Here is a 22289-nt window from a genome sequence, read left to right as displayed (position 1 = left end):
CGTTCTTCTGGAGGGTGCCGGCGCGGTTCAATCGATGTCCCGTAAGGGCAACTGCTACGACAACGCGGTGATCGAGAACTTCTTCGGTCACCTCAAGGAAGAGCTCTTCCACCATGTCCGGTTCATCAGCACCGACGCACTGGCAGAGGCGCTGCACGAATACATCCGCTGGTACAACACCGAAAGAATCTCAACAAAGCTCGAGGGCCTGAGCCCGCTGCAATACCGGACCCAGGCCCTCGCAGCCTAGGCTCTTACCAACCAGTCCAACTTTCGGGGACCAGTTCACGGCCAATGGAGGGCATGTCCATTTGCCCGGGGCGGACATGCCCTGCCCTGGCACCACGTAAGCGACATGTCCATGCCAGGCGCAGGGGAAAGGACATGTCCAGTCCTCGGCGTGAGGAGTGGACATATGGGCCATATGTCCACTGGCTGAGGCCACGGGAGGGCATGTCCACTGCGGGAGGGCGCGGCGCCGGGATGCGGGCACCCGGGCCTACCTATCAGTCCTCCGGGTCCTCCGGCTCGCCCAGTCCACGGGCGGCGAGGGCTTCGCCGGTCTGCCGGGCGAAGGCAACCGTGCTGATGAAGACGGGCAACACAAGAGCCCGCGGGTTGCGTTCGAGTCCGCGGGCCCGGGCGGAGTCGCGCACGTCCGTGTAGGCCTGGGCAACGAACGGGATGCTGCGGAGCATGATGGCGATGGTCAGGGCGAAGCGTTCCGGGTCCGCACCGAAGCGCCGGAACGGCCGGGCCAGCGATGCCACACCGTCGAGGAGTGCCTGCACAGGGGTGGTGGCGGTCAGGATTGAGGCCGCGACCACGCAGACCAGGACGTTCAGCACGATCCGGGCGGCGGTCGGTGCACCCAGCTGCCACCACTGGAAGAGCCCGATCGCCACGAGAACCGGAAGGACCGGACGCACCGCGCGAAACAGCCGGGCAGGGCCGGCCCCGCTGAGCAGGAACAGTCCGCAGAGCAGCACCAGCATGGCGGCCGACACGGCCCAGTCTGCGATCAGGAACGACGTCATTCCGCACCCGACGACCAGCAGGAATTTCAGCCACAGCGGCGCCCGGTGAACCAGGGACGTGCCCGGCACATACGCGGCCAGCAGGAAGCCGTGGGCGCTCACGCCTGCTCCAGCCGGCCGCCCGCAGGTCCGCCGGCCGAGGGCAAACCCGCCGCGCTCAGGGCGCGGTAATGCGCGACGGCGGCCGCCGGTTCGCCGTCGAACACCACCTTCCCGGCGTCCACCACCAGGACACGGTCCATGTCCCGGGCCAGGTCAAGGTCGTGGGTGGACAGGATCACCTGCTGGCGGAGCCCGGCGAGGGTGCGCCGCAGGAGTTCGCGGTTGCGCAGGTCCAGCAGCGTGGACGGCTCGTCCAGGACCAGCACCTCCGGCTCGACGGCCAGGACCGCGGCCAGCGCCAGGAGCTGACGTTCGCCGCCGGAGAGCTCGTAAATGCTCTGGTCCGCCAGCGGCAGAAGGCCGAACCGTTCCAGCACCGACTCCGCGTGGACCCGGCGCTCAGTGGCGTTGCGGATGGAGCGGCGCAGGGACAGTTCCACATCCTCGCGTCCGGTGGGCATGACAAGCTGGGAGAGCGGATCGGTGAAGACAAAGCCCACCCGGCGGCGGACCTCCCGGACGGCCCGGACGGTATCGGCGCCGTCGATTCTCACGGTGCCGCTGCTGGGTGCCACGAGCCCGTTCAGGAGCCGCAGGAGGGTGGACTTGCCCGAGCCGTTGGCCCCGATAACCCCGATCCGCCGTTCCGTGAGTTCGAGCGAGAGCTCCTGGAGCAGCGTCTTGGGCGCGGGGCGGCCGTCGACCGGCACCCGCACCGAAACCCGGTCCAGGACGATGATGCTCACGGGCGGGGGTCAACCGTCCGGACGCGGCGCAGCAGCAGGTCCGGGAAGGCCTTGTGCAGGGCCAAGGCGATGCTGACGGCCAGGATGTTCTTGATGATGTCGCCGGGGTAGAACACGAGATCGGCCAGGAAGGCTTTGGAGAAGTCCAGCTTGGCGTTGACCATCATGCCCAGGATGCCCAGGCCGTGGATGAAGATGATGCTGCTCAGCATGGCGGCGGCGAACAGGAGGATGGCGCGCAGCCTGCCGGTGCGGTTGGCGGTGCGTTTGAGGACGACGACGGTCAGCCAGCCGACGGCCGTGGCGGCCAGCAGGAACCCGATGATGTAGCCGGCGGAGGGGCCGGCGAGCACGCCCAGGCCGCTGCGGCCGCCGCTGAAGATCGGCAGGCCCGCGAAGCCAAGAAGCAGGTAAAGGCCGACGGCGGCGAAGGCCCGGCCCGGGCCGAGGGCCAGCCCCGTGAGCATGACGGCGAGGGTCTGCAGCGTGATGGGCACGCCGAGCCCGCCGACGGGGATGGCGGCGATCAGGGCAGAAGCGGCCACAAGGGCGGCGAAGACGGCGATGAGGCCGAGGTCGGTGGCATTCCAGCGGCCCCGGCGGCGCGGGGTCCTGGCGGTGGCGGGACGGTCGGTTTGCGTCATGATGTTCCTGTCGGGGTGCTGCGGCTAAATATGGTCTGTGATATTGACTGTACGGTCGCGGCGGGGACGGTTTTTTGTAGGCGCCCCACTAACCGGCGGCCCGGAAGCTGGAGGGCGCCGCCAATGAACACCGCCAGCGGGCCGGACCAGCATCGCGCCGGCGATTGGTCACTGCCAAAGGTGCCCATGTCATGGAGCCGGGGCAGTGCCGGTAGACTTGGAGAGGCTGTGCTCTCGCACCGCCCTGCCCCGGCCCCGCCCAGACTCCACCCGTTGTGCCGCGGCATTCCCTGTTGTGAAAGGCCTTAGCTGCATTGATTACCGTCCAGGATCTCGAACTGCGCGCCGGCGCCCGCCTCCTCATGGACCAGGTGAGCTTCCGGATCGACAAGGGAGACAAGATCGGTCTGGTCGGCCGTAACGGTGCAGGCAAGACAACGCTGACCCGGGTGCTCGCGGGCGAGGGCCTGCCTGCCGCCGGCAAGGTAACCCGCAGCGGCGAAATCGGCTACCTGCCACAGGATCCGCGCACCCCGGACATGGAGCAGCTCGCGCGGGACAGGATCCTGTCCGTCCGCGGCCTGGACATTGCCGTTGGCAAGCTCCGTGTGGCGCACGAAGAGATGGCCAGCGAGGATCCCGCGGTCCAGCGCAAGGCGATGAACCGCTATGACCGGCTGGAATCCGAGTTCCTGGCCGCCGGCGGTTATGCCGCGGAAGCCGAGGCGGCAGCGATCTGCTCGAACCTCGCCCTGCCGGACCGGCTGCTGAACCAGCCGCTCAAGACCTTGTCCGGTGGACAGCGGCGCCGCGTGGAGCTGGCGCGCATCCTCTACTCGGATGCCGAAACCATGCTCCTCGATGAGCCCACCAACCACCTCGACGCCGATTCCATCTCCTGGCTCCGCGAGTTCCTCAAGAACCACCAGGGCGGGCTGATCGTCATCAGCCACGACACCGAGCTGCTTGAAGCGACCGTCAACAAGGTCTTCCTCCTCGATCCCAACCGCGCCCAGATCGACTTCTACAACATGGACTGGAAGCGCTACCTCACGCAGCGCGAAACGGACGAGCGCGCCCGCAAACGTGAGCGGGCCAACGCGGAGAAGAAGGCCCAGGTCCTCATCGACCAGGCCAACAAAATGCGCGCCAAGGCCACCAAGGCCGTGGCCGCCCAGAACATGGCCAAGCGTGCCGAACGCCTGCTCGGCGGCCTCGAAGCCGTGCGCGCGACCGACCGCGTGGCAGCACTGCGCTTCCCGGATCCGTCACCCTGCGGCAAGACCCCGCTCACCGCGGACGGCCTCAGCAAGTCTTACGGCTCGCTGGAGATCTTCACCGACGTCGACCTTGCCATCGACCGCGGTTCCAAGGTGGTCATCCTGGGCCTCAACGGCGCCGGCAAGACCACGCTGCTGCGGATGCTGGCCGGCGTCGACAAGCCGGACACCGGCGAAGTCGTTGCGGGTCACGGCCTGAAGGTGGGCTACTACGCGCAGGAGCACGAGACGCTCGACGTGGACCGCACCGTCCTCCAGAACATGCGATCCTCCGCCCCGGACATGAACGACGCGGAAGTCCGCAACATCCTGGGCTCGTTCCTGTTCTCCGGTGACGACGTCGACAAGCCCGCCGGTGTGCTCTCCGGCGGCGAGAAGACCCGGCTGGCGCTGGCCACCATCGTGGCCTCGAGCGCGAACGTGCTGCTCCTCGATGAGCCCACCAACAACCTCGACCCCGCCAGCCGCGCGGAAATCCTCGGGGCCCTGAGCAACTACACCGGCGCCGTCGTCCTCGTGAGCCACGATGAGGGCGCCGTCGAGGCGCTCAACCCGGAGCGCGTTGTCCTGCTTCCCGACGGCATCGAGGACCACTGGAACGAAGACTACCTGGACCTCATCACGCTGGCGTAAGCCACCTGGCTGACTCGCAGCAAGGCCGTCGTGAGCGTTCACGGCGGCCTTTGCTGCGAGTCAGCCGGGTCAGCGGACCGGCATCTCTTCCGCGGCCGTGATCCGGTGCAGGTCCTCGTAGCTGATGGAGAACATCGAGTTGTGGTCCCCTGCCCCTGCCCAGAGCACGCGGTGGGCCGACAGCGACTCGTCCAGCAGGGTCCGGATCTTCTCCGGGTGGCCCACCGGGGCGACCCCGCCTACTTCCTGGCCGGTGTGTGCCAGGACGAACTCGGGGGAGGCCCGGCGGATCTTGCCCGCGCCCAGCCGGTCGGCGACCTTGCGGACGTCCACCTTGGCCGCGCCGCTGGCCAGGATGAGCAGCGGGGTGCCCTCGAGGTCGAACACCAGGCTGTTGGTGATCGCCGCGACGTCGCAGCCCAGCGCGGCGGCCGCCGCTGCTGCCGTCGGGACTTTTGCATCGAACACTGTGACGGTGTCTTGGGCGCCGAGGGCGGTGAGGGCACGCTTGACGTTTGCCACCGGTCGGGGAAATGCCTCAGGGCTCATCGTTCAGAACCCCTGGGCGTCGAGGATGGCGTCTTCCTCTTCTTCCGCTGTCGCGTTCTTGCGCTTGCGCGGAGCGGGGCGGCGCCGCACGGCCGGGCCGCTGGAGTGCAGGAATCCGCCGGCCGCAGCCGCGGCTTCGGCGTCCTCCGCGTCGATCGCGGCGTTGCGGGCCTGCTGCCTGGCCGCGTAGCCGAACCCGACGAACATCAGCACGCCGAACGCGAACCACTGCAGGGAGTAGGACAGGTGGGTGCCTTCGTCGGTGGTCGGTTTGGGGAACGGGAACGGCATGTCCTGCACCGACGGCGACTCTGACGCCAGCTGTCCGTAGGCGCCCGTCAGCAGCGGATAGCCCAGCTGCGCGGAATAGGCGCCGAGGTCGATCGAGGCCAGCTGGCCGTCAGGGGCGCCGCGCTGCAGTTCGGGCTCGGCCGGCTTGAGGCGGGCGACCACCGTCACCGGACCCTGCGGCGGGGCCGGCACTGAGTCGGGCCGTCCCGGCGTGTTGTTGCCGATGGGCAGCCACCCGCGGTCGATCACCACGGTTTCGCCGGTCTGGAGCTTGAAGGGAACCACCACCTCGTAGCCGGGCTGGCCGTTCAGCGGCCGGTTCCGGACGATCCTCTGGCCGGCGGCGTCGTAGCTGCCCTTCAGTTCCACCTGGGTCCACTCGCGCTCCGGGTCCAGCCGGTTGAACTCGTCCCGGACCCCGGCGAACGGCACAGGGGTGGCCGAGTAGTTGGAGACCACCCGGTTGATTTCGGCCAGGGTCTCGGCGCGGCGGTCCATCTGCCACCGGCCCAGCCCAACGCAGCCGGCAGCGAAGACCGCGGCCAGCAACAAGTACCCCAGCCATTTACTGGAGAAGAGAAAGCGGTACATTCAGCCGATCCTGCCTGACGGGTCGAGCGGGGCGGTCGCTCCGGGGAGGGGGACGGTCTCTGCGCCGAGGACCACAGTCTCTTTCCACAGTCCGCGCGTCTGGAGGTAGTCCTCAAGCCAGGCGCGGTGCTCACCGCACGCCAGCCAGATCTTGCGCCGCTCCGGGGTGTGGATCTTGGGATTGTTCCACAGCAGCTGCCATTCGGCGGCGGCGCGGCAGGCTTTCCGCGAGCAGACGGTGCCGGGGGCCGCGGCGGTGTCGCCACCGGTCCCGGCCAGGTCAAAGAGGTTCATGAAGCTGCCCGTCCGTGGTCGTCGTCGTCGTTCTCATCTTCGATCAGCTCACCTTGCAGCAGCGTCCCCTCGCCGTCTGCGCGGTCATCGATATCCTGCCCGGCCGGGTCTGCGGTCTCCGGGGCGTCCAGCTCTGCGAGCGGAGCGTAGTCCAGGAGCGAGTCGCTGTGGATTTCCGCCTTGTCGCTGCCGTTGGCGATCACCACGGCCACCCAGGGCAGGAAGACGGCGCCGGCAATCGGCAGGAGCTTGAACCAGCCATCCACGACAAAAATGAGGATCAGGCAGACCATGCGGATGCCCATGGCGACGGCGTACTTGACCATCCGCTGGTGCATCTCGTCCGAGTGGGCAGCAGCGGCGTCGGTGATGCTGTGCACCTCGGTACCGCCGGACTCGGAGTCCGGCCTCCCGGGTACATGCGCACCGGGTCGGTTTTTGAGTGTCACGGCTGTCAGATCACGCTCCCAAGGCTTACTTCGATTCTCTCACCATCGGCGGAGCCGCCCAAACGGAAGCGAACCGGGCGCTAAGATCGGAGGCAGGAAAAATCCAGCCCCCAGCGCGGCCCTCCCTGCCGCAGAATCCCGGAGCCCCCTATGACTGACACATCCACCACCGGCCGCAGCGTTCTGATCACCGGCGGAAACCGCGGGATCGGCCTGGCCATCGCCGAGTCCTTCCTGGCCAACGGCGACAAGGTGGCCGTGACCTTCCGCAGCGAATCGTCGCTGCCCGAGGGCATCCTCGGCGTCAAGGCGGACGTCACGGACGAAGCCTCGGTTGACGCTGCGTTCGCGGAAGTCGAAGCCGCGCACGGCCCGGTGGAAGTCCTGGTGGCCAATGCCGGCATCACCAAGGACACGCTCCTGATGCGGATGAGCGAAGACGACTTCACCTCGGTGATCGACACGAACCTCACGGGTGCTTTCCGGGTCATCAAGCGCGCATCCAAGGGCATGATCCGGGCGCGCAAGGGCCGTGTGGTGCTGATTTCCTCCGTCTCCGGCCTGTACGGCGCGCCGGGCCAGATCAACTACTCTGCCTCGAAGGCAGGCCTGGTGGGCATCGCCCGGTCGCTCACCCGCGAGCTCGGCGGACGCGGGATCACCGCGAATGTGGTCGCGCCCGGCTTCATCAACACCGACATGACGGCCGAACTGCCCGAGGCCACACAGAAGGACTACCTGACGAAGGTTCCCGCCGGCCGCTTCGCCGAGGCCTCCGAGGTCGCCAACGTCGTGCGCTGGATCGCCAGCGACGAGGCGTCCTACATTTCCGGCGCGGTCATCCCGGTCGACGGCGGCCTCGGAATGGGCCACTAGCCCGGACGCAGCAGGACGACGCAGAACTCCTGCGGAGAACAGCGGACGACGGCGGATTCCGCCGTCGTCCGCTGTTCTGTGTCCGCTATCTGTTGCAACCGGGACCGGTCAACTAGAGGCGCAGAGGTTTCCATGCCGGGTTCCGCGCCGGGCCTTTTTGCCCTTGGCTCCGGGGCTTCGGGAGCGTGTAATGGGCTCACAGCCCCTGACCATGCCGTGGAAGGGGCGTGTACGCAGGAGGAAATCATGAGTGATCTCAGCAAATGGACGCCCTCGGACATGCTGGAACCGGTCCGCCGCTTCCTTGACGGTGATCTGTCCATAGCGCCAGGGATCAAGATCGAACAGTTCCAGGAGGGCACCACCCTGGTGGTGCGGGCGGAAGTGCCGGGCATCGACCCGGACCGGGACGTCGACGTCTCGGTCGGCGAGGGCGTGCTCAATATTGCGGTGGAGCGGCGGGAGTCGTCCGAGCACAAGAGCAAGGACGGTTACCGCTCGGAGTTCCGCTACGGCCGGGCCGCCCGGAGCATTGCGCTGCCCGCGGGGGTGAGGGAAGAAGACATCACCGCCACGTACAAGGACGGCGTTCTGGAAGTCCGCGCACCGGCACCCAAGGTTGTGACCGGCGAAGCGACGACGAAGATCCGGATCGACCGCGGCTGACCGGTCGCCGGCACGTTCCCGCCATGGCTCCTAACGGCCGCGGCGCCTTTCCGGCACGGCATGGCGGAACTACACCGCCGGGGCTTCTTTGTGGATGCTGAACAACTGTAATGGCGTGATCCGCTGGCATGATGGATTGCAGACCCACAGTATTTGGACGTTTGGAACAAAGGAGCTCGTATGGGACTGCTGGAGAACAAGACAGCGATCGTGACCGGTTCGTCGCGCGGAATCGGCGCCGAAGTGGCCAAAATCCTCGCCGCCGAGGGTGCGGCCGTCGTCGTCAACTACCGCCAGAAGGCGCCGCGCGCCAACAAGGTTGTCGCCGAGATCGAAGCCGACGGCGGCCGTGCTGCGGCCGTCGGGGCGGACCTGACCACCCAGGAAGGCGTCCAGGCCCTGGCCAGCGCCGCGATGGAGAACTTCGGCTCGCTCGACCTCCTGGTCCTCAACGCCTCCGGCGGCATGGAGACCGGCATGGAAGAGGGCTACGCCCTGAAGCTGAACCGCGACGCCCAGGTGAACATGCTCAACGCCGCCGTCGCGCTCATGCCTGAAGGCTCGCGCGTGGTCTTCGTGACCAGCCACCAGGCCCACTTCATCGACACGGTGCCCACCATGCCCGAGTACGAGCCCGTGGCCCGCAGCAAGCGGGCCGGCGAGGACGCACTCCGCGCCCTCGTCCCGAGCCTGGCGGACAAGGGGATTACCCTCGTGGTGGTCTCCGGCGACATGATCGAGGGCACCGTCACGGCCACCCTGCTTGACCGGTCCAACCCCGGCGCCATCGAGGCCCGCCGTGCAGAAGCCGGCAAGCTGTACTCGGTCAAGGAGTTTGCCGCGGAGGTCGCCAAGATGGCCTCAGCCGACGTCGAAACCGGCCACACGGAATACGTCGGCGGTGCGGATTATTTCGGTAAGACCGCAGAGCAGGCAGCGGACACGAGCTCCAGCTAGGGACAGGCCGCCAAGCGCCGGAATGGCGCGTCGAGAAGGCACGTCCCGGCAATGTTTTTACTGAACATTGCCGGGACGTGCCTTCTCGGTTAATGCATCAGACTCCCGCGATGTACCGCACGGCATCGAGATAGGGAAGGTTGACGGCGGCGTCCGCGGCAGCCCGGACGGCCGGCTTCGCGTTGAAGGCGATGCCGATCCCTGCCGCGCCCAGCATGTCGAGGTCATTGGCGCCGTCGCCCACGGCGATGGTGTGTTCCATCGGGATGCCCTCGGCCGCGGCCCATTCGCGCAGGTACTTCTCCTTGGCCGCCCGGTCGATCACGTCGCCGAGCACCTTCCCGGTCAGTGCGCCGTCGACGATTTCGAGTTCGTTGGCGATCCAGTAGTGCAGACCCAGGTCTTCGGCGATCGGCCGGAGGATCTGGTTGAAACCGCCGGACACGACAGCCACGGCATGGCCGGCGGCCTGGAACGCCGCCACCAGCTCGGCGGCGCCCTCGGTCAGCCTGACCTCGGAGCGGACCGACTCGACGACGTCCGCGGGCAGCCCTGCGAGGACCGCCACCCGGGCATGCAGGCTCTGGGCGAAGTCCAGCTCCCCGCGCATGGCCGCCTCGGTCACCGCCGTCACCTCCTCGCGCTTGCCGGCGTAGGCGGCCAGGAGCTCGATTACCTCCTGTTGGATGAGGGTGGAGTCCACGTCCATGATGAGGAACTTTCGCTGCGCGCTGCGCAATGCCGCCGGTACCAGCGCCGTGTCGACGCCCTCGATGCCGGCGGCCGCCAAATCGCGGCGTGCACCGTCCAGTTCGGCCTCCAGCGCGCAGTCCGCCGCATACACCTCGAAGCGGGCGTCGCCGGTCCGGGTTTCCGCCCCGACGCCCAGCCCCGCGGCCGTCAGGAGCGAACGCAGCCGCTGGATGTCGGGAAGGGACAGTTTCAGGCCGTAGCTCACTGCGGTCACGTTCGAACTCATGGCCTCAATCCTAGCGAGCGGGCGGCGGGCGGCCCGAATTCGTTGCGCCCGGGCAGGCGCCGCGTGACGCTCCACGGCAGGGCGCGGCGCCGGTTATCAGTCGTCCGCTTTTTTGTCCTAGTGTCTACTCCTATGAGTGATGTTCTTGAAATGGCCGGGGTCAGTGTTGTACGCGGGGCAAAGACGCTCCTGGACAAGGTCGACTGGCAGGTCAAGGAGGGCGAACGCTGGGTGATCCTGGGCCCCAACGGCGCCGGCAAGACCACACTCCTACAGCTGGCCGCGGCCCGCATCCACCCGACGTCCGGAATGGCGGGCATCCTCGAGGAAGTCCTCGGCGCCGTCGACGTCTTCGAGCTCCGCCCCCGGATCGGCCTGTCCTCCGCTGCGCTGGCCAGCCAGATCCCCGAGCACGAGAAAGTCCTCAACGTGGTGGTCACCGCCGCGTACGGCGTGACCGGCCGCTGGCGCGAGGGCTACGAGAAGGACGACGAGCGGCGCGCCTTCGGGCTGCTGAACGAGTGGGGGATGGGCCCGCTGCTCAACCGCCCCTTCGCCTCGCTTTCCGAAGGGGAGCGCAAGCGCGTCCAGATTGCCCGCGCCCTCATGACCGATCCCGAGCTCCTGCTCCTGGACGAGCCGGCCGCGGGGCTCGACCTCGGCGGCCGCGAGGACCTGGTCCAGCGCCTGAGCGAACTCGCCCGCGACGACGCCGCCCCGGCGATCGTCCTGGTCACCCACCACCTCGAAGAAGTGCCGCCGGGCTTCACGCACGCGATGCTCATGCGCGACGGCGGCGTGGTGGCCTCCGGCCCGCTGCCGGAGGTCCTCACGGCGGAAAACCTGAGTGAGACGTTTGGCCTGCCGCTGGACGTCAGCGTCAACGCGGGCCGGTACACCGCGACCGCCAGCCGCTGACGGGGCCGCTGACCGCGCGTGGAGCTCCTCAATAGCGCCCTCATATTCTTCGCCGGGCTGTGGGCGGGCACCATCAACAGCGTCGTCGGATCCGGCACCCTGGTCACGTTCCCGGTGCTGATCGCCCTCGGCTACGCCCCCGTCACGGCCTCCATCAGCAACGCCATGGGGCTCGTGGCCGGCAACGCCACCGGCGCCTGGGGCTACCGGAAGGAACTCGAAGGCCGCGGCAAGCAGCTGCTCCGGCTCCTGCCGGCCTCGCTGCTGGGTGCCGTCACCGGCGCCTACCTGCTCCTGCACCTGCCCGAGAAGGTCTTCTACTACGCCGCCCCCGTCCTGATCGTGCTGGCCCTGCTGATGGTGGTGTTCCAGCCGCGGCTGCAGCGGTGGGTGAGGAACCGCGAGGAGAACCCCGAGCACGCGATCAGGGACCGCCGCCACAGTGTCCTGCTGGTGGTGCTGGTGTACCTCGCCGGCGTCTATGGCGGCTATTTCGTCGCGGCCCAGGGCATCCTGCTGGTCGGCATCCTGGGGGTGTTCATGACCGGGACCATCCAGAACGCCAATGCGATGAAGAACTTCCTGGTCCTGGGCGTGAACGTGGTGGCCGCCGCCTCCTACCTCCTGTTCGCCTTCGACCGGATCGACTGGGGCGTGGTCGGGCTGATCGCCGTCAGCTCCCTGATCGGCGGCGTGATTGGCTCCAAGGTGGGGCGCCGGCTCTCCCCGGCGGTCCTGCGCGGAGTCATCTTCACCTTGGGCCTGGTAGCACTGGGATTCATGATCGCCAACCTGTTCAAATAGCCCCTTCCAACAGCCCCACAGGAATGACCTGCCCGTGACCTTTCACTTTCTCGAATCCGCCGACGACCCGCGGGTTGCAGACTACACGCGGCTCACGGACGTGCACCTGCGCAAAGTCCGGGAACCCGCCGAGGGCCTGTACATCGCCGAGTCCTCCCGCGTCCTGCGCCGGGCCCTGGCCGCCGGGCACCGGCCGCGGTCCTTCTTCCTGGCCGAGAAATGGGCCGGGGACCTCGCCGATGTCTTTGAGCAGTTCCCGGACGTCCCGGCCTACATCGGCTCCGCGGCGCTCCTGGAGGAAATCACCGGCTTCCACCTGCACCGCGGCGCCATGGCCGCCATGCACCGGCCCGCCCCGGTGCCGCTGGCGGACCTCCTCGCCGGAGCCCGCCGGGTTGCGGTGCTGGAGGACATCGTGGACCACACAAACGTCGGGGCCATTTTCCGTTCGGCCGCAGCCCTGGGCGTGGACGCCGTCCTGGTCTCGCCGCGCTGCGGGGATCCGCTCTACCGCCGCAGCGTGCGGGTCAGCATGGGCACCGTATTCCAGGTGCCGTGGGCCCGGCTGGAGGACTGGGCGGAAGGCCTGGCCGTCCTGCAGCAGCAGGGCTTCACCGTCGCGGCCATGGAGCTGACGGATGACGCGGTGGACCTCGACGTGCTCGCGGCCCGCCGCCCGGAGCGGCTGGCCCTGGTGCTGGGCACGGAAGGCGCGGGCATGAGCGAGGGAACCCTGGCCGCCGTCGACCTCGCCGTGAAAATCCCGATGCGCCCGGGCGTCGATTCGCTCAACGTCGCCGCGGCGTCGGCGGTGGCGTTCTGGGAGCTCCGCCCGAAGGACTGAGGCGACCTGGATCGTGCGGCGGCCGCGCCGCGCTGACGTGCGCCAACGGTGTTCGTCAGCGGTCCGGGGATCGGCTATGATTGATAGCTGGCCGTCCGGTGCTTTCCGCCGGCCATCCCATTCATACCTGGCAACTGGCAAAATCCAGTTGTGCGAACAAAGGTCCAATTATGAAGTCTAATACTCACCCGAAGTACGAAGCTGTTGTTTTCAACGACCTGGCTTCCGGCGTCAAGTTCCTGACCAAGTCCACCGTGTCTTCTTCGAAGACCATCGAGTGGGAAGACGGCAACACCTACCCGGTCATCGACGTCGAAATCTCCTCCGAGTCCCACCCGTTCTACACGGGCAAGCAGCGCATCATGGACTCCGCAGGCCGCGTCGAGCGCTTCAACGCTCGCTTCAAGGGCTTCGGCGGCAAGAAGTAACCTTCTTCCCCAAGGTCTTATGGAAAGCCCGCACCGGCAACGGTGCGGGCTTTCTGCGTCTCCGCTGCTGTTCCGGCTAACCGGCTAACCGGGTTCAGGGTTCCCGGGTTCCCGGCCGCATGCGGCAGGATGGAGGTCATGACTTCCCATCCCGCCGCCACCACTCCCAGCACCGACGACGACGGCGGCGGCCGCCACCACGGCGAGTACAAGGTCCCGGGCGGCAAGCTCGTGGTCGCCGACTTCGACGTCGTCGATGGCGTCCTGGCCCACGTCTCACTGAGCGGGGACTTCTTCCTCGAACCCGACGAGGCGCTCCCGGAGATCAACCGGGCGCTCACCGGGCTGCCCATGGACGCCAGCGCCGCGGATATCGCGGACGCCGTGACGGCGGCGCTGCCCGAAGGCACCGTGCTGTTCGGCTTTTCCGCCGACGCCGTCGCCGTCACCGTCCGCCGCGCCCTGGCGAAGGCCACCGGCTGGGCGGACCACCACTGGAACATCATCGCCCCGTCCGTCCTGCCCACCCACGTCAACGTCGCACTGGATGAGGTCCTGACCGAGGAAGTCGGCGCCGGGCGGCGCAATCCCACCCTGCGGTTCTGGGACTGGGAGGAACCCTCCGTGGTGATCGGCAGCTTCCAGTCGGTCCGCAACGAACTCCATCCCGAAGGCGTGGCCCGGCACGGCATCAGCGTGGTCCGGCGGATCAGCGGCGGGGGAGCGATGTTCATGGAGGCCGGGAACTGCATCACCTACTCGCTGTACCTCCCGCAGACCCTCGTGGACGGCATCAGCTTTGCGGACTCCTACCGTTTCCTCGATGCCTGGGTGATGGCGGCCCTGGAAAAGGTCGGCATCAGCGCCTTCTATGTGCCGCTCAATGACATCGCCACCGAGCACGGCAAGATCGGCGGGGCCGCGCAGAAGCGGCTCGCCAACGGCGGGATGCTGCACCACGTCACCATGAGCTACGACATCGACGCCGAGAAGATGGTGGAGGTGCTGCGGATCGGCAAGGAGAAACTGTCCGACAAGGGCACCAGGAGCGCCAAGAAGCGCGTCGATCCGCTCCGCCGCCAGACCGGCCTGGCCCGCGCCGAAATCGTTGCGGCGATGATGGACGTCTTCGCCGAACGCTACGGCGCAACACCCTCGGTCCTCACCGACGCCGAGCTGGAGGCAGCCCGCCGCCGCGTGGAGACCAAGTTCGGCACCACGGAGTGGCTGCACCGGGTTCCCTAAAACCGGGTTCCATAACCGGGAACCCTACAAGCCCGCTCCTTAGCAGTCCTCATTCCCATCGATTGCTCCGTAGCCGCCGTTTTCAGCGGTCAAAAGGGCGGTTACGGAGCAGTCGACGGGGCCAGGGCCGGTGCCGTCAGGGCCTGCGCCGTGAGGGAGCGGTGCAGCTGGCTGCGCTGTTCGATGACGATCCGGCGCAGGGCGCGCGGCGCATCAGGGTGGGCGGCCAGCCACTGGTCGGTGCGCACAATCACGGCGTGGGTTTCGGGCGTTCCGCCGTCCAGGTCCTGTCCCGCGGGGTAGAAGCCGCGGACAATCCGGCTGGCGATCTCAATGCTGCGGTCCGCCCAGACGTGCTCGAGGGATTCGAAGTACGGGTCGATGAACCCGGCCAACAGGGAGGCCGCGCCGGTGTTGAACCCGGCAATTGTGGCGCCGAGGAGCTGGTTGGACAGACCGGTGCCGTGGACGGCGGCCTCCCAGGCGGCTGCCTTGACGGTTGCCTCGGGGCGGGCGGCGAGGGCGGTGGCGTGCCCGGACTTGCCTGCCGCCGTGTTGTCCCGGGCGAGCTCCTGGTCGAGCTGCTCCTGTGAGGCCTGGCCGTTGGCCGCCAGGCCATGCCAGAGATTCCAGCGCAGTTCGGCGTCCACCGCGAGGCCGTCGATCACGGTGCTGCCGTCGAGGATGCCCCGGAGCAGGTCCAGCCGGCCGGCGTCGTAGCGGCTGGTTGCGGCGAGGGTCCGTGCCCAGGCCAATTGCTGGTCGGAACCCGGTGCTGCCGCCTGCAGCTGTTCGGCGGCCGTGGTGAGGAAGCCGTGGCGCACGGCGTCCCGCTGGCCCCGGGGCACGTAGCGTTCCACCGCCGTCGAAGCGTTGCCCAGCACGTTGAGGAGGACGCCGATACCCGGCTCGGCGGGTCCGAAGCGCTGGACGGCGTCGACGTAGAGGGCGGCCGGTGTGACGGCATCGCGCGCCGAGTCCCACAGCGCCGTCCAGCACAGCGCCCGCGCCATGGGGTCCTCCAGCTTGTCCAGGGAGCCGCGGACAGTGGCCTCGGAACGCGGGTCCAGCCGGACCTTGGCGTAGCTGAGGTCCTCGTCGTTGACCAGCAGCAGCGCAGGCCGCGGTTTGCCGGCCAGCGCGGTCACGTCGGTCCTGGCACCGCGGACATCGGTCTCGACGCTGTCCGTGCGAACCAGGGCGCCGGCGTCGTCAAAGTTGTAAAGGCCGATCCGCAGGCGGTGCGGCCGGGGCTCCTGCCGGCCGGTGGCGGGATCCACGGCGTCCTGCAGGACCGTGACGGAGCTGAACGCGCTGGTGTCCTCGGTGGACGTGGTGATCTCGCTGGACAGGGTGGAGATGCCGGAGGTCTGGAGCCATTGGCGGGCCCATTCGCCGAGGTCGCGGCCGGACGCCGCGCTCAGGGCGGCCAGCAGTTCAGCGAGGGTGGTGTTGCCGTAGGCGTGGTCCCGGAAGTACTGCCGGGACCCGGCGATGAACGCCTCGAACCCGACGTAGGCCACCAGCTGCTTCAGCACCGACGCGCCCTTGGCGTAGGTGATGCCGTCGAAGTTCTGCTTCGCGGCTTCCAAGTCCGGGATGTCGGCGACGATGGGGTGCGTGGTGGGCAGCTGGTCCTGGACGTAGGCCCACGCCTTGCGGTTGTTGGCGAAGTTCACCCAGGCCGTGTCCCAGTCCGTGGTCCGGTCCACGCCGAGGGTGCCCATGTAATCCGCGAAGGATTCCTTGAGCCACAAATCATCCCACCACTTCATGGTGACGAGGTCGCCGAACCACATGTGCGCCATCTCGTGCAGGAGCGTGTTGGCGCGGGCCTGGTACTGCGAGTCGGCGGCCCGGGAGGTGAAGACGTAGCTTTCGGTGAAGGTCACCAGGCCGGGGTTTTCCATGGCGCCGAGGTTGTACTCGGGAACGAACGCCTGCTCGTATTTGCCCCACGGATAGGGGAAATCGAAGAGCTCGTTGAAGAAGGACAGCCCGTTCCTGGTGAGGCGAAACAGGGCGTCGGTGTCGAAGGACGCGGCCATGGAGGCGCGGCAGTAGAGCGCCAGCGGCACGTCCAGGACGGTGCCGTCGCCGAGTGTGCCCCGCCAGGTGTCCTCTGCCTTGAAGTACGGTCCGGCGAGGACGGTGGTGATGTAGGTGGACATCGCCTTGGTGGGCGCGAAGTCCCAGCGGCTGGTGGCGGGATCGCTCGTCAGTTGGGTGCGCAGCACCTCCGCGCCGTTGGAGGACACCTGCCAGTCGGAGGGGGCCATGACGTGGAAGGTGAACTCGGCCTTCAGGTCGGGCTGTTCGAAGTTCGCGAACACCCGGCGGGCGTCGGCGGGTTCGTACTGCGTGTAGAGGTAGCACTGGCCGTCGGCGGGGTCCACGAAGCGGTGCATGCCTTCACCGGAGGTGCTGTACAGGGCCGTCCCCGTGATGGTGACCTGGTTCTCCGGCTGCAGGTTCTCAAGCCGGATCCGGGATCCGTCCACGACATCGGCGACGGCGAGCCCCTTGCCGTTGAGGAAGACGCTGTGCACGCTGCCGGCGATGAAATCCACGAAGGTCGTCGCCCCGGGTTCGCTGGCCGAGAAGGAGATGATGCTGCGGCTCGTGTAGCCGGCGACGTTCGGGTCGGCCGCCTGCCGGACGTCGAGGGAGACATCGTAGCTGTGAGTGGTGATGAGGGCGGCGCGGGCCGCGGCCTCGTCGCGGCGCAGATTCTGGTTTGACACCCAGCTATCTAATCACGGGAGCGTGTGCGCCCGGTCACGCCGGCGGGAACATCAGGAAGGCGGCCGCCAGGCCCAGCAGGGCGATCAGCAGCCAGGACGCCAGTGCGGCCAGCAGCGCGCGTGCGCCGGTGTGCACCAGCTGCCGCACCCGGACGGCGGAGCCCAGCCCGAACAAGGCCATGCCCAGCAGCAGGTCCTGGAGGGCGGCGGCCGCGTCCAGGACCGCGGGGGACAGCCACCCGGTGGTTCGCAGGGCCGCCAGGGCCACGAATCCGATGACGAACAGCGGGATCACCGGGGGGCGCTTGGCTCCGTCGGCCGCGGTGCCCAGCCGGTGGTGGAAGCCCGCGGCGGCGACCATCGGCGCCAGCAGGATCACCCGGGTGAGTTTGACGACGACGGCGACGGCCAGGGCCGCGGTGCCCGCGGTCTGGGCGGTGGCGACCACCTGTCCGACGTCGTGCACCGAGGCGCCGGTCCACGCCCCGAAGAGCTCCGGCCCCAGGCCCAGCGGCCGCGCGAGCAACGGCAGCACGCCGATCGCCAGCGTTCCGCACAGGGTCACGAGCGCCACGGGCAGCACGGTTTCTTCCTGCCGGATTTTGCGCACGGCGGCCATCGCCCCGATCGCGGACGCCCCGCAGATGGCGAAGCCCGTGGCCACCAGCAGCGCCACGCGGGGAGGCAGCCGGAAAAGCCTGCTGATCCCGTACGTGCCGGCGAAGGCGGCCAGCACCACAGCGGTCACCAGCAGCAGCGCCGCCCAGCCCAGGCCCAGCACGTCGCCGAGGCTGACTTTCAGGCCCAGCAGCACGATTCCGGCCCGCATGAGGTGTTTGCCGGCGAAGTCCAGCCCGGGCCGCGCCGGCCCGGCGGTCCAGCCAGACACGCCCGGCAGGTTGGCCGCCAACAGCCCCAGGAGCACGGCCAGGGTCATCGCCGGCAGCGCGGGGAGGAACAAGTGGACGGCGACGGCAACGGCGACGGCCGCCGCAGCGCCGGTCAGGCCAGGCGCGGCCGCTGTCAGGCCTGACGCGGCGGCGGATCTCTTCGGGGGCACGCCCCTACATTGCCGTACCCGGCCGGAAAAGCCGTAACCGCGGCCATTCCGGCAGGCGGCTGCGGGCCGTGCGGCCGGCACTGAGCCCCGCGCCGCGGGCCGTCGAAATGATTTCGTAACGAAAAAGTGGTTGGCTAGTGACCATGTCTGACCTATTCCAGGAGTACTCCGAGGCCGCCGGCCGCACCGGCGCCTACGACGAGATGTTTGCCCCCGGCCAGCAGGCCCGGAAATCCTACGGGCAGGTGGCCCTGGCCCTGCGCGAACTTTCGTTGGCTGATGTCAGCGCCCGTGCCGATTCCATGGCACGGACCTTCCTGGACCGCGGCGTGACGTTCGACTTTGCCGGTGAGGAACGGCCCTTCCCCCTGGACATCGTCCCCCGGGTGATCCCCGCCGACGAGTGGAGCGTCCTGGAGCGCGGCGTGGCCCAGCGCGTCCGTGCGCTTGAAGCCTTCCTCAATGACGTCTACGACAAGATGACGGTGGTGTCCGACGGCGTCATCCCGCGCCAGCTCGTCACGACCAGCGCCCACTTCCACCGCCAGGTGCACGGTTTTGAACCGGCCGGCGGCGTCCGGGTCCACATTTCCGGAATCGACGTCGTCCGCGACGCCGAGGGCACGTTCCGGGTCCTGGAGGACAACGTGCGCGTGCCCTCGGGCGTCAGCTATGTCCTCGAGAACCGCCGGGCCATGGCCAAGGGCCTGCCCGAGGCTTTCGGCCAGCAGCTCATCCGCCCGGTCGAGGAGTACCCCCGCCGGCTCCTGTCCGCCCTGCGGAAGACGGCGCCCTCCGGCGTCGACGATCCCACCGTGGTGGTCCTGACCCCCGGCGTCTTCAACAGCGCCTACTTCGAGCACACCCTGCTCGCCGGCCTCATGGGCGTCGAACTCGTCGAGGGCCGCGACCTCATCTGCCGCGGCAACCGGGTCTACATGCGCACCACGGCGGGCGAGCAGCGTGTGGACGTCATCTACAAACGCATCGACGACGAATTCCTGGACCCGCTGCAGTTCCGTGCCGATTCCATGCTCGGCTGCCCCGGCCTGGTCAACGCCGCCCGCGCCGGCGGCGTCACGATCGCCAACGCCGTGGGCAACGGCGTCGCCGATGACAAGCTGGTCTACAGCTACGTGCCCGACCTCATCCGGTACTACCTCAATGAAGAGCCCGTGATCGCCAACGTGGACACGTTCCGGCTCGAAGAGAAGGAGGCCCGGGAACACGTCCTGGACCGCCTGGACGAGCTCGTCGTCAAACCGGTGGACGGCTCGGGCGGCAAGGGCCTGGTGATCGGCCCGGACGCGTCCAGGGACGAACTCGATGCCCTGCGCAAGCGGATCATCGCCGACCCCCGCGGATGGATCGCCCAGCCGGTGCTGCAGCTGTCCACGGTGCCCACGCTCAGCGGCGACAAGTTCGGCCCCCGGCACGTGGACCTGCGCCCCTTCGCCGTCAATGACGGCGAGGACGTCTGGGTCCTCCCCGGCGGACTGACCCGTGTGGCGCTCAAGGAGGGCTCGCTGATCGTCAATTCCAGCCAGGGCGGCGGCTCCAAGGACACCTGGGTCCTGGCCGACTCCCCGCAGGTCCCCGTCGAAGTGATCCCGCGGCCCACCATCCCAGTCCGCGAGCGGGTTTCGGTCTGGCCGGTGGAGAGCAACTGGCGCGACAGCCAGAAAGAGCAGCAACAGCAGCAGCAGATTTCTGATGCGCAGGAGGTAACCGCGAATGCTTAGCCGTATTGCCGAGTCATTGTTTTGGATCGGCCGCTACGTGGAACGGGCCGACGGTACCGCCCGGATCCTCGACGTCCACCTCGAACGGCTCAACCATCTGCCCATGGAGGAACAGCGCAGCGTGGCGCAGGAACTCCTGGCCGTCATGGGCGCCCGCGCACAAAGCGACGATTTCGGCCTGCCCGAACTGCTCAACGCCCTCGCCTACGACAAGCAGAGTGCCACCTCCATTGCCGGTTCCCTCGGTGCCGCCCGGGAAAACGCCCGCCGCGCCCGCGAGACCGTCTCCTCCGGGCTCTGGGAGAGCCTCAACACGACCTACTACGGGCTGAACCAGCACCGCAAGGACGTGGTGGGCACCTACCGGTTCTGCAACTGGGTCCTGGAGCGTACCGCCATGGTCAGCGGCCTGGCGGACACCACCGTCAGCCATGACGAGAGCTGGCAGTTCCTGGTCCTGGGCCGGTCCCTGGAGCGTGCCGATATGACCGCGCGCATGCTCTCCACCCGCGATGTCCTCTCGGCCGGCATGTCCTGGGTGAACATGCTCCGCTGCGCCGGCGCCTACGAATCGTTCCTGCGGACCCGCCGGGCGGCGTTCGGGGACCAGCACGCGGCCGAATTCCTGCTGCTGGACCGGCTGTTCCCGCGGTCCATTGTCTACGCCCTGCGCGACGCCGACGAGTGCCTGGCGAAGCTCGACCCCTCGGCCCAGCGCGTCGGCTTCATCAACGACGCCCGCCGGATCGTGGGCCAGGCCCGCACCTTCCTGGAGTTCCACCGCACCGATGACCTCATGTCGGAGCTGCCGGAGCACATGGAGCGTGTGCAAAAAGCCGTGTCGCAGGCCTCGGACGCCATTTCCCGTAAGTACTTCAATCAGGCAGACGAACTGGCCTGGGTGGGAGAAGTTTCATGACCCGGCTGAACATCGTCCACAAGACGGCCTACAAGTACAACAAACGCGTCACCCTGTCCTACAACGAGGCCCGGATGACCCCGCTGACGGACCCGCAGCAGGTGGTGCTGGAGTCCTCCATGAAGGTTTCGCCTTCACAGGCGGCCCTGAGCAGCTACCGCGACTACTGGGGCACCCGGGTGACCGCCTTCGACATGCAGATGCCGCACGAGCACCTCGAAGTCCTGTCCACCACCACCGTCGAGGTTCACCGGGTCGAGAAGATCGCAGCCGAGGCCGACATCGTCGGGTGGGACGTCCTGTCCGCTCCGGAGACGCTGAACCAGTTCAGTGACTGGATTCCGCAGTCCCAGCTGACAGGTCCCGGCTCCGAAGTGCTCGCCATCATTCCCGGGGTTGTCGAGGGGAAATCGCCGCACGAGGCCGCCATGGCGATCTTTGCCTGGATGCGCGGTGAAATGACCTACATGAAGGGCTCCACCGGCGTCACCACCAACGCCGAACAGGCCTGGAACCAGCGGCAGGGCGTCTGCCAGGACCTGGCGCACCTCGCCATCGGGTCACTGCGCAGCTGCGGTATCCCGGCCCGCTACGTGTCCGGCTACCTTCACCCGCGTTCGACGGCGGAGCTCGGCGAGACGGTTGCCGGCCAGTCGCATGCGTGGCTCGAGTGGTGGGACGGTGAATGGCGCAGCTGGGACCCGACCAACCACAAACCGGCGGGGGACTTCCACGTCACCGTGGCCCGGGGCCGCGACTACCGCGACGTGCCGCCGCTGAAGGGCATCCTGTCCGGCGGCGGGGGATCGGCCCTCAGCGTCAGCGTGGAAATCACCCGCGTCGCGTAGGCGCACCCCACACCTCGCGTTGCGCTATCAGACCGGGCTGCCCTGAAGCCCCACGGCAGCCCGGTCTGATAGCGCAAGAGGTGTTTGTGGGGGTTACTCGAGGCCGGAGCGCGTGGCGTCGTCCAAGGGTGTCCACCACGTTTGCGGCGGCACCACTTTGAAGCGCCGGCCCGTGACGGTATCCGGCGTGATCCGGACGAAGTGTTCCTTCTTTCCGGCCTGCCACGGGAACAGCAACAGGCCCACCGTGTCCATGACCTCCTGGGGGTTCTGCACTGGCGCGGCCTGGCCCTTGATGACAACGCTCCAGGCGACTCCGGTGTCCGCGTTGATGCCGTCGGCCTCCACGGCCACCGGCGTGCCGCCGGTGGCCGCCTGCAGCTTGGTGCCTTCCGCGGTCCGGAACACCAGCGTGCCGTGGTCCACTTTGTAGTTAATGGGGAAGATGTCGGGATGATCGTCCACCCAGACCGCCAGCCTGCCCACCGAGACACTGCGTAGCAGCTGCCAGCATGTGTGGTGGTCGAGGTCTTCGACGGCGTGGGTCTGGTCCTTTGGCTCGTGACGGCCCGGGCTCGATTCAGTACTCATGCCGGCGAGCGTACGCGGCCGGGCTTACGGCGGCTAGGGCAAATGGACCCAG

The 22289-nt window shown here is 68.1% G+C and carries 24 protein-coding genes; 13 read left to right on the top strand and 11 right to left on the bottom strand.

The window, feature by feature from the left end; all coding sequences use genetic code 11:
• Positions 1-250: IS3 family transposase (locus C560_RS0114480; protein WP_026538750.1), on the top strand; the 250-nt coding region annotated here is incomplete at its 5' end.
• 256 nt (positions 251-506) lie between these two features.
• Here C560_RS0114480 and C560_RS0114475 read toward each other — a convergent pair.
• From C560_RS0114475 to C560_RS0114465, 3 genes are read right to left on the bottom strand one after another with little or no spacing between them, the layout of a single operon-like run.
• Positions 507-1139: an energy-coupling factor transporter transmembrane component T family protein gene (locus C560_RS0114475; protein ID WP_026538749.1), complete on the bottom strand. Its 633-nt coding sequence runs from the start codon at positions 1137-1139 to the stop codon at positions 507-509.
• A complete protein-coding gene (locus C560_RS0114470) occupies positions 1136-1885 on the bottom strand; it encodes an energy-coupling factor ABC transporter ATP-binding protein (protein WP_026538748.1) in 750 nt (249 codons plus the stop codon). The genes C560_RS0114475 and C560_RS0114470 overlap by 4 nt, the downstream gene beginning before the upstream one ends.
• Positions 1882-2529 (bottom strand): biotin transporter BioY, encoded by a 648-nt coding sequence (locus C560_RS0114465; protein ID WP_026538747.1) that lies wholly within the window; start codon positions 2527-2529, stop codon positions 1882-1884. Before C560_RS0114465 ends, C560_RS0114470 begins: the two co-directional genes overlap by 4 nt.
• Before the next feature lie 314 nt (positions 2530-2843).
• On the opposite strand from C560_RS0114465, the gene C560_RS0114460 reads away from it, so the two are divergent.
• Positions 2844-4442 carry an ABC-F family ATP-binding cassette domain-containing protein gene (locus C560_RS0114460; RefSeq protein ID WP_026538746.1) on the top strand — a complete coding sequence of 533 codons (1599 nt, stop codon included), beginning with the start codon at positions 2844-2846 and terminating at the stop codon, positions 4440-4442.
• Positions 4443-4511: 69 nt separating this feature from the next.
• On the opposite strand, the gene C560_RS0114455 is transcribed toward C560_RS0114460, so the two are convergent.
• Genes C560_RS0114455 through C560_RS0114440 form a run of 4 tightly spaced genes read right to left on the bottom strand, consistent with a single transcriptional unit; the run spans position 4512 to position 6616 of the window.
• Positions 4512-4991 carry a YbaK/EbsC family protein gene (locus C560_RS0114455; RefSeq protein WP_026538745.1) on the bottom strand — a complete coding sequence of 160 codons (480 nt, stop codon included), beginning with the start codon at positions 4989-4991 and terminating at the stop codon, positions 4512-4514.
• Positions 4992-4994: 3 nt separating this feature from the next.
• A complete protein-coding gene (locus C560_RS0114450) occupies positions 4995-5873 on the bottom strand; it encodes an SURF1 family cytochrome oxidase biogenesis protein (RefSeq protein WP_026538744.1) in 879 nt (292 codons plus the stop codon).
• Entirely contained in the window at positions 5874-6167 is a 294-nt protein-coding gene (locus C560_RS0114445; protein ID WP_018772962.1) for a hypothetical protein, read from the bottom strand. It abuts the gene before it with no gap.
• Positions 6164-6616 (bottom strand): DUF3099 domain-containing protein, encoded by a 453-nt coding sequence (locus C560_RS0114440; protein ID WP_026538743.1) that lies wholly within the window; start codon positions 6614-6616, stop codon positions 6164-6166. Before C560_RS0114440 ends, C560_RS0114445 begins: the two co-directional genes overlap by 4 nt.
• A gap of 150 nt (positions 6617-6766) precedes the next feature.
• Between C560_RS0114440 and fabG the strand changes: the two genes are divergently transcribed.
• The 3 genes from fabG (at position 6767) to C560_RS0114425 (ending at position 9115) form a co-directional block, all read left to right on the top strand.
• On the top strand, positions 6767-7492 hold the full coding sequence (gene fabG, locus C560_RS0114435; protein ID WP_018772960.1) for a 3-oxoacyl-ACP reductase FabG: 726 nt from the start codon (positions 6767-6769) through the stop codon (positions 7490-7492).
• A 246-nt stretch (positions 7493-7738) separates the two neighbouring features.
• Positions 7739-8158, top strand: a complete 420-nt coding sequence (locus tag C560_RS0114430; RefSeq protein WP_018772959.1) for an Hsp20/alpha crystallin family protein — start codon at positions 7739-7741, stop codon at positions 8156-8158.
• 180 nt (positions 8159-8338) lie between these two features.
• Complete coding sequence (locus C560_RS0114425; RefSeq protein ID WP_018772958.1) at positions 8339-9115, top strand: SDR family oxidoreductase; 777 nt, start codon at positions 8339-8341, stop codon at positions 9113-9115.
• A gap of 97 nt (positions 9116-9212) precedes the next feature.
• Here the strand turns inward: C560_RS0114425 and serB are convergent, their stop codons facing one another.
• Entirely contained in the window at positions 9213-10094 is an 882-nt protein-coding gene (gene serB / locus C560_RS0114420) for a phosphoserine phosphatase SerB (protein WP_026538742.1), read from the bottom strand.
• Between the two features lie 132 nt (positions 10095-10226).
• On the opposite strand from serB, the gene C560_RS0114415 reads away from it, so the two are divergent.
• The 5 genes from C560_RS0114415 to C560_RS0114395 all read left to right on the top strand — a co-directional run bounded on the left by C560_RS0114415 (position 10227) and on the right by C560_RS0114395 (position 14333).
• Positions 10227-11012, top strand: a complete 786-nt coding sequence (locus C560_RS0114415; RefSeq protein WP_026266341.1) for an ABC transporter ATP-binding protein — start codon at positions 10227-10229, stop codon at positions 11010-11012.
• An 18-nt stretch (positions 11013-11030) separates the two neighbouring features.
• Positions 11031-11816, top strand: a complete 786-nt coding sequence (locus C560_RS0114410) for a sulfite exporter TauE/SafE family protein (protein ID WP_018772955.1) — start codon at positions 11031-11033, stop codon at positions 11814-11816.
• Positions 11817-11850: 34 nt separating this feature from the next.
• Positions 11851-12660 (top strand): TrmH family RNA methyltransferase, encoded by an 810-nt coding sequence (locus C560_RS0114405; RefSeq protein WP_026538741.1) that lies wholly within the window; start codon positions 11851-11853, stop codon positions 12658-12660.
• Positions 12661-12830: 170 nt separating this feature from the next.
• On the top strand, positions 12831-13088 hold the full coding sequence (locus C560_RS0114400) for a type B 50S ribosomal protein L31 (protein WP_018772953.1): 258 nt from the start codon (positions 12831-12833) through the stop codon (positions 13086-13088).
• Positions 13089-13226: 138 nt separating this feature from the next.
• A complete protein-coding gene (locus C560_RS0114395) occupies positions 13227-14333 on the top strand; it encodes a lipoate--protein ligase family protein (protein ID WP_051533199.1) in 1107 nt (368 codons plus the stop codon).
• Positions 14334-14434: 101 nt separating this feature from the next.
• On the opposite strand, the gene pepN is transcribed toward C560_RS0114395, so the two are convergent.
• Positions 14435-17077: an aminopeptidase N gene (pepN, locus tag C560_RS0114390; RefSeq protein WP_026538739.1), complete on the bottom strand. Its 2643-nt coding sequence runs from the start codon at positions 17075-17077 to the stop codon at positions 14435-14437.
• A 34-nt stretch (positions 17078-17111) separates the two neighbouring features.
• Positions 17112-18137: a YeiH family protein gene (locus C560_RS0114385; protein ID WP_081801728.1), complete on the bottom strand. Its 1026-nt coding sequence runs from the start codon at positions 18135-18137 to the stop codon at positions 17112-17114.
• A gap of 143 nt (positions 18138-18280) precedes the next feature.
• On the opposite strand from C560_RS0114385, the gene C560_RS0114380 reads away from it, so the two are divergent.
• Genes C560_RS0114380 through C560_RS0114370 form a run of 3 tightly spaced genes read left to right on the top strand, consistent with a single transcriptional unit; the run spans position 18281 to position 21646 of the window.
• Positions 18281-19879 carry a circularly permuted type 2 ATP-grasp protein gene (locus C560_RS0114380; protein WP_043423179.1) on the top strand — a complete coding sequence of 533 codons (1599 nt, stop codon included), beginning with the start codon at positions 18281-18283 and terminating at the stop codon, positions 19877-19879.
• On the top strand, positions 19872-20798 hold the full coding sequence (locus C560_RS0114375; protein WP_026266338.1) for an alpha-E domain-containing protein: 927 nt from the start codon (positions 19872-19874) through the stop codon (positions 20796-20798). The genes C560_RS0114380 and C560_RS0114375 overlap by 8 nt, the downstream gene beginning before the upstream one ends.
• Complete coding sequence (locus C560_RS0114370; RefSeq protein WP_018772947.1) at positions 20795-21646, top strand: transglutaminase family protein; 852 nt, start codon at positions 20795-20797, stop codon at positions 21644-21646. Before C560_RS0114375 ends, C560_RS0114370 begins: the two co-directional genes overlap by 4 nt.
• Positions 21647-21739: 93 nt before the next feature.
• Here the strand turns inward: C560_RS0114370 and C560_RS0114365 are convergent, their stop codons facing one another.
• Positions 21740-22237 carry a pyridoxamine 5'-phosphate oxidase family protein gene (locus C560_RS0114365; RefSeq protein WP_026538736.1) on the bottom strand — a complete coding sequence of 166 codons (498 nt, stop codon included), beginning with the start codon at positions 22235-22237 and terminating at the stop codon, positions 21740-21742.
• Between the last annotated feature and the right edge of the window lie 52 nt (positions 22238-22289).

Origin of the sequence: Arthrobacter sp. 9MFCol3.1 (genome assembly GCF_000620385.1) — a bacterium.
Classification (GTDB): domain Bacteria; phylum Actinomycetota; class Actinomycetes; order Actinomycetales; family Micrococcaceae; genus Arthrobacter.
This window is presented reverse-complemented; position numbering and strand designations above follow the sequence as displayed.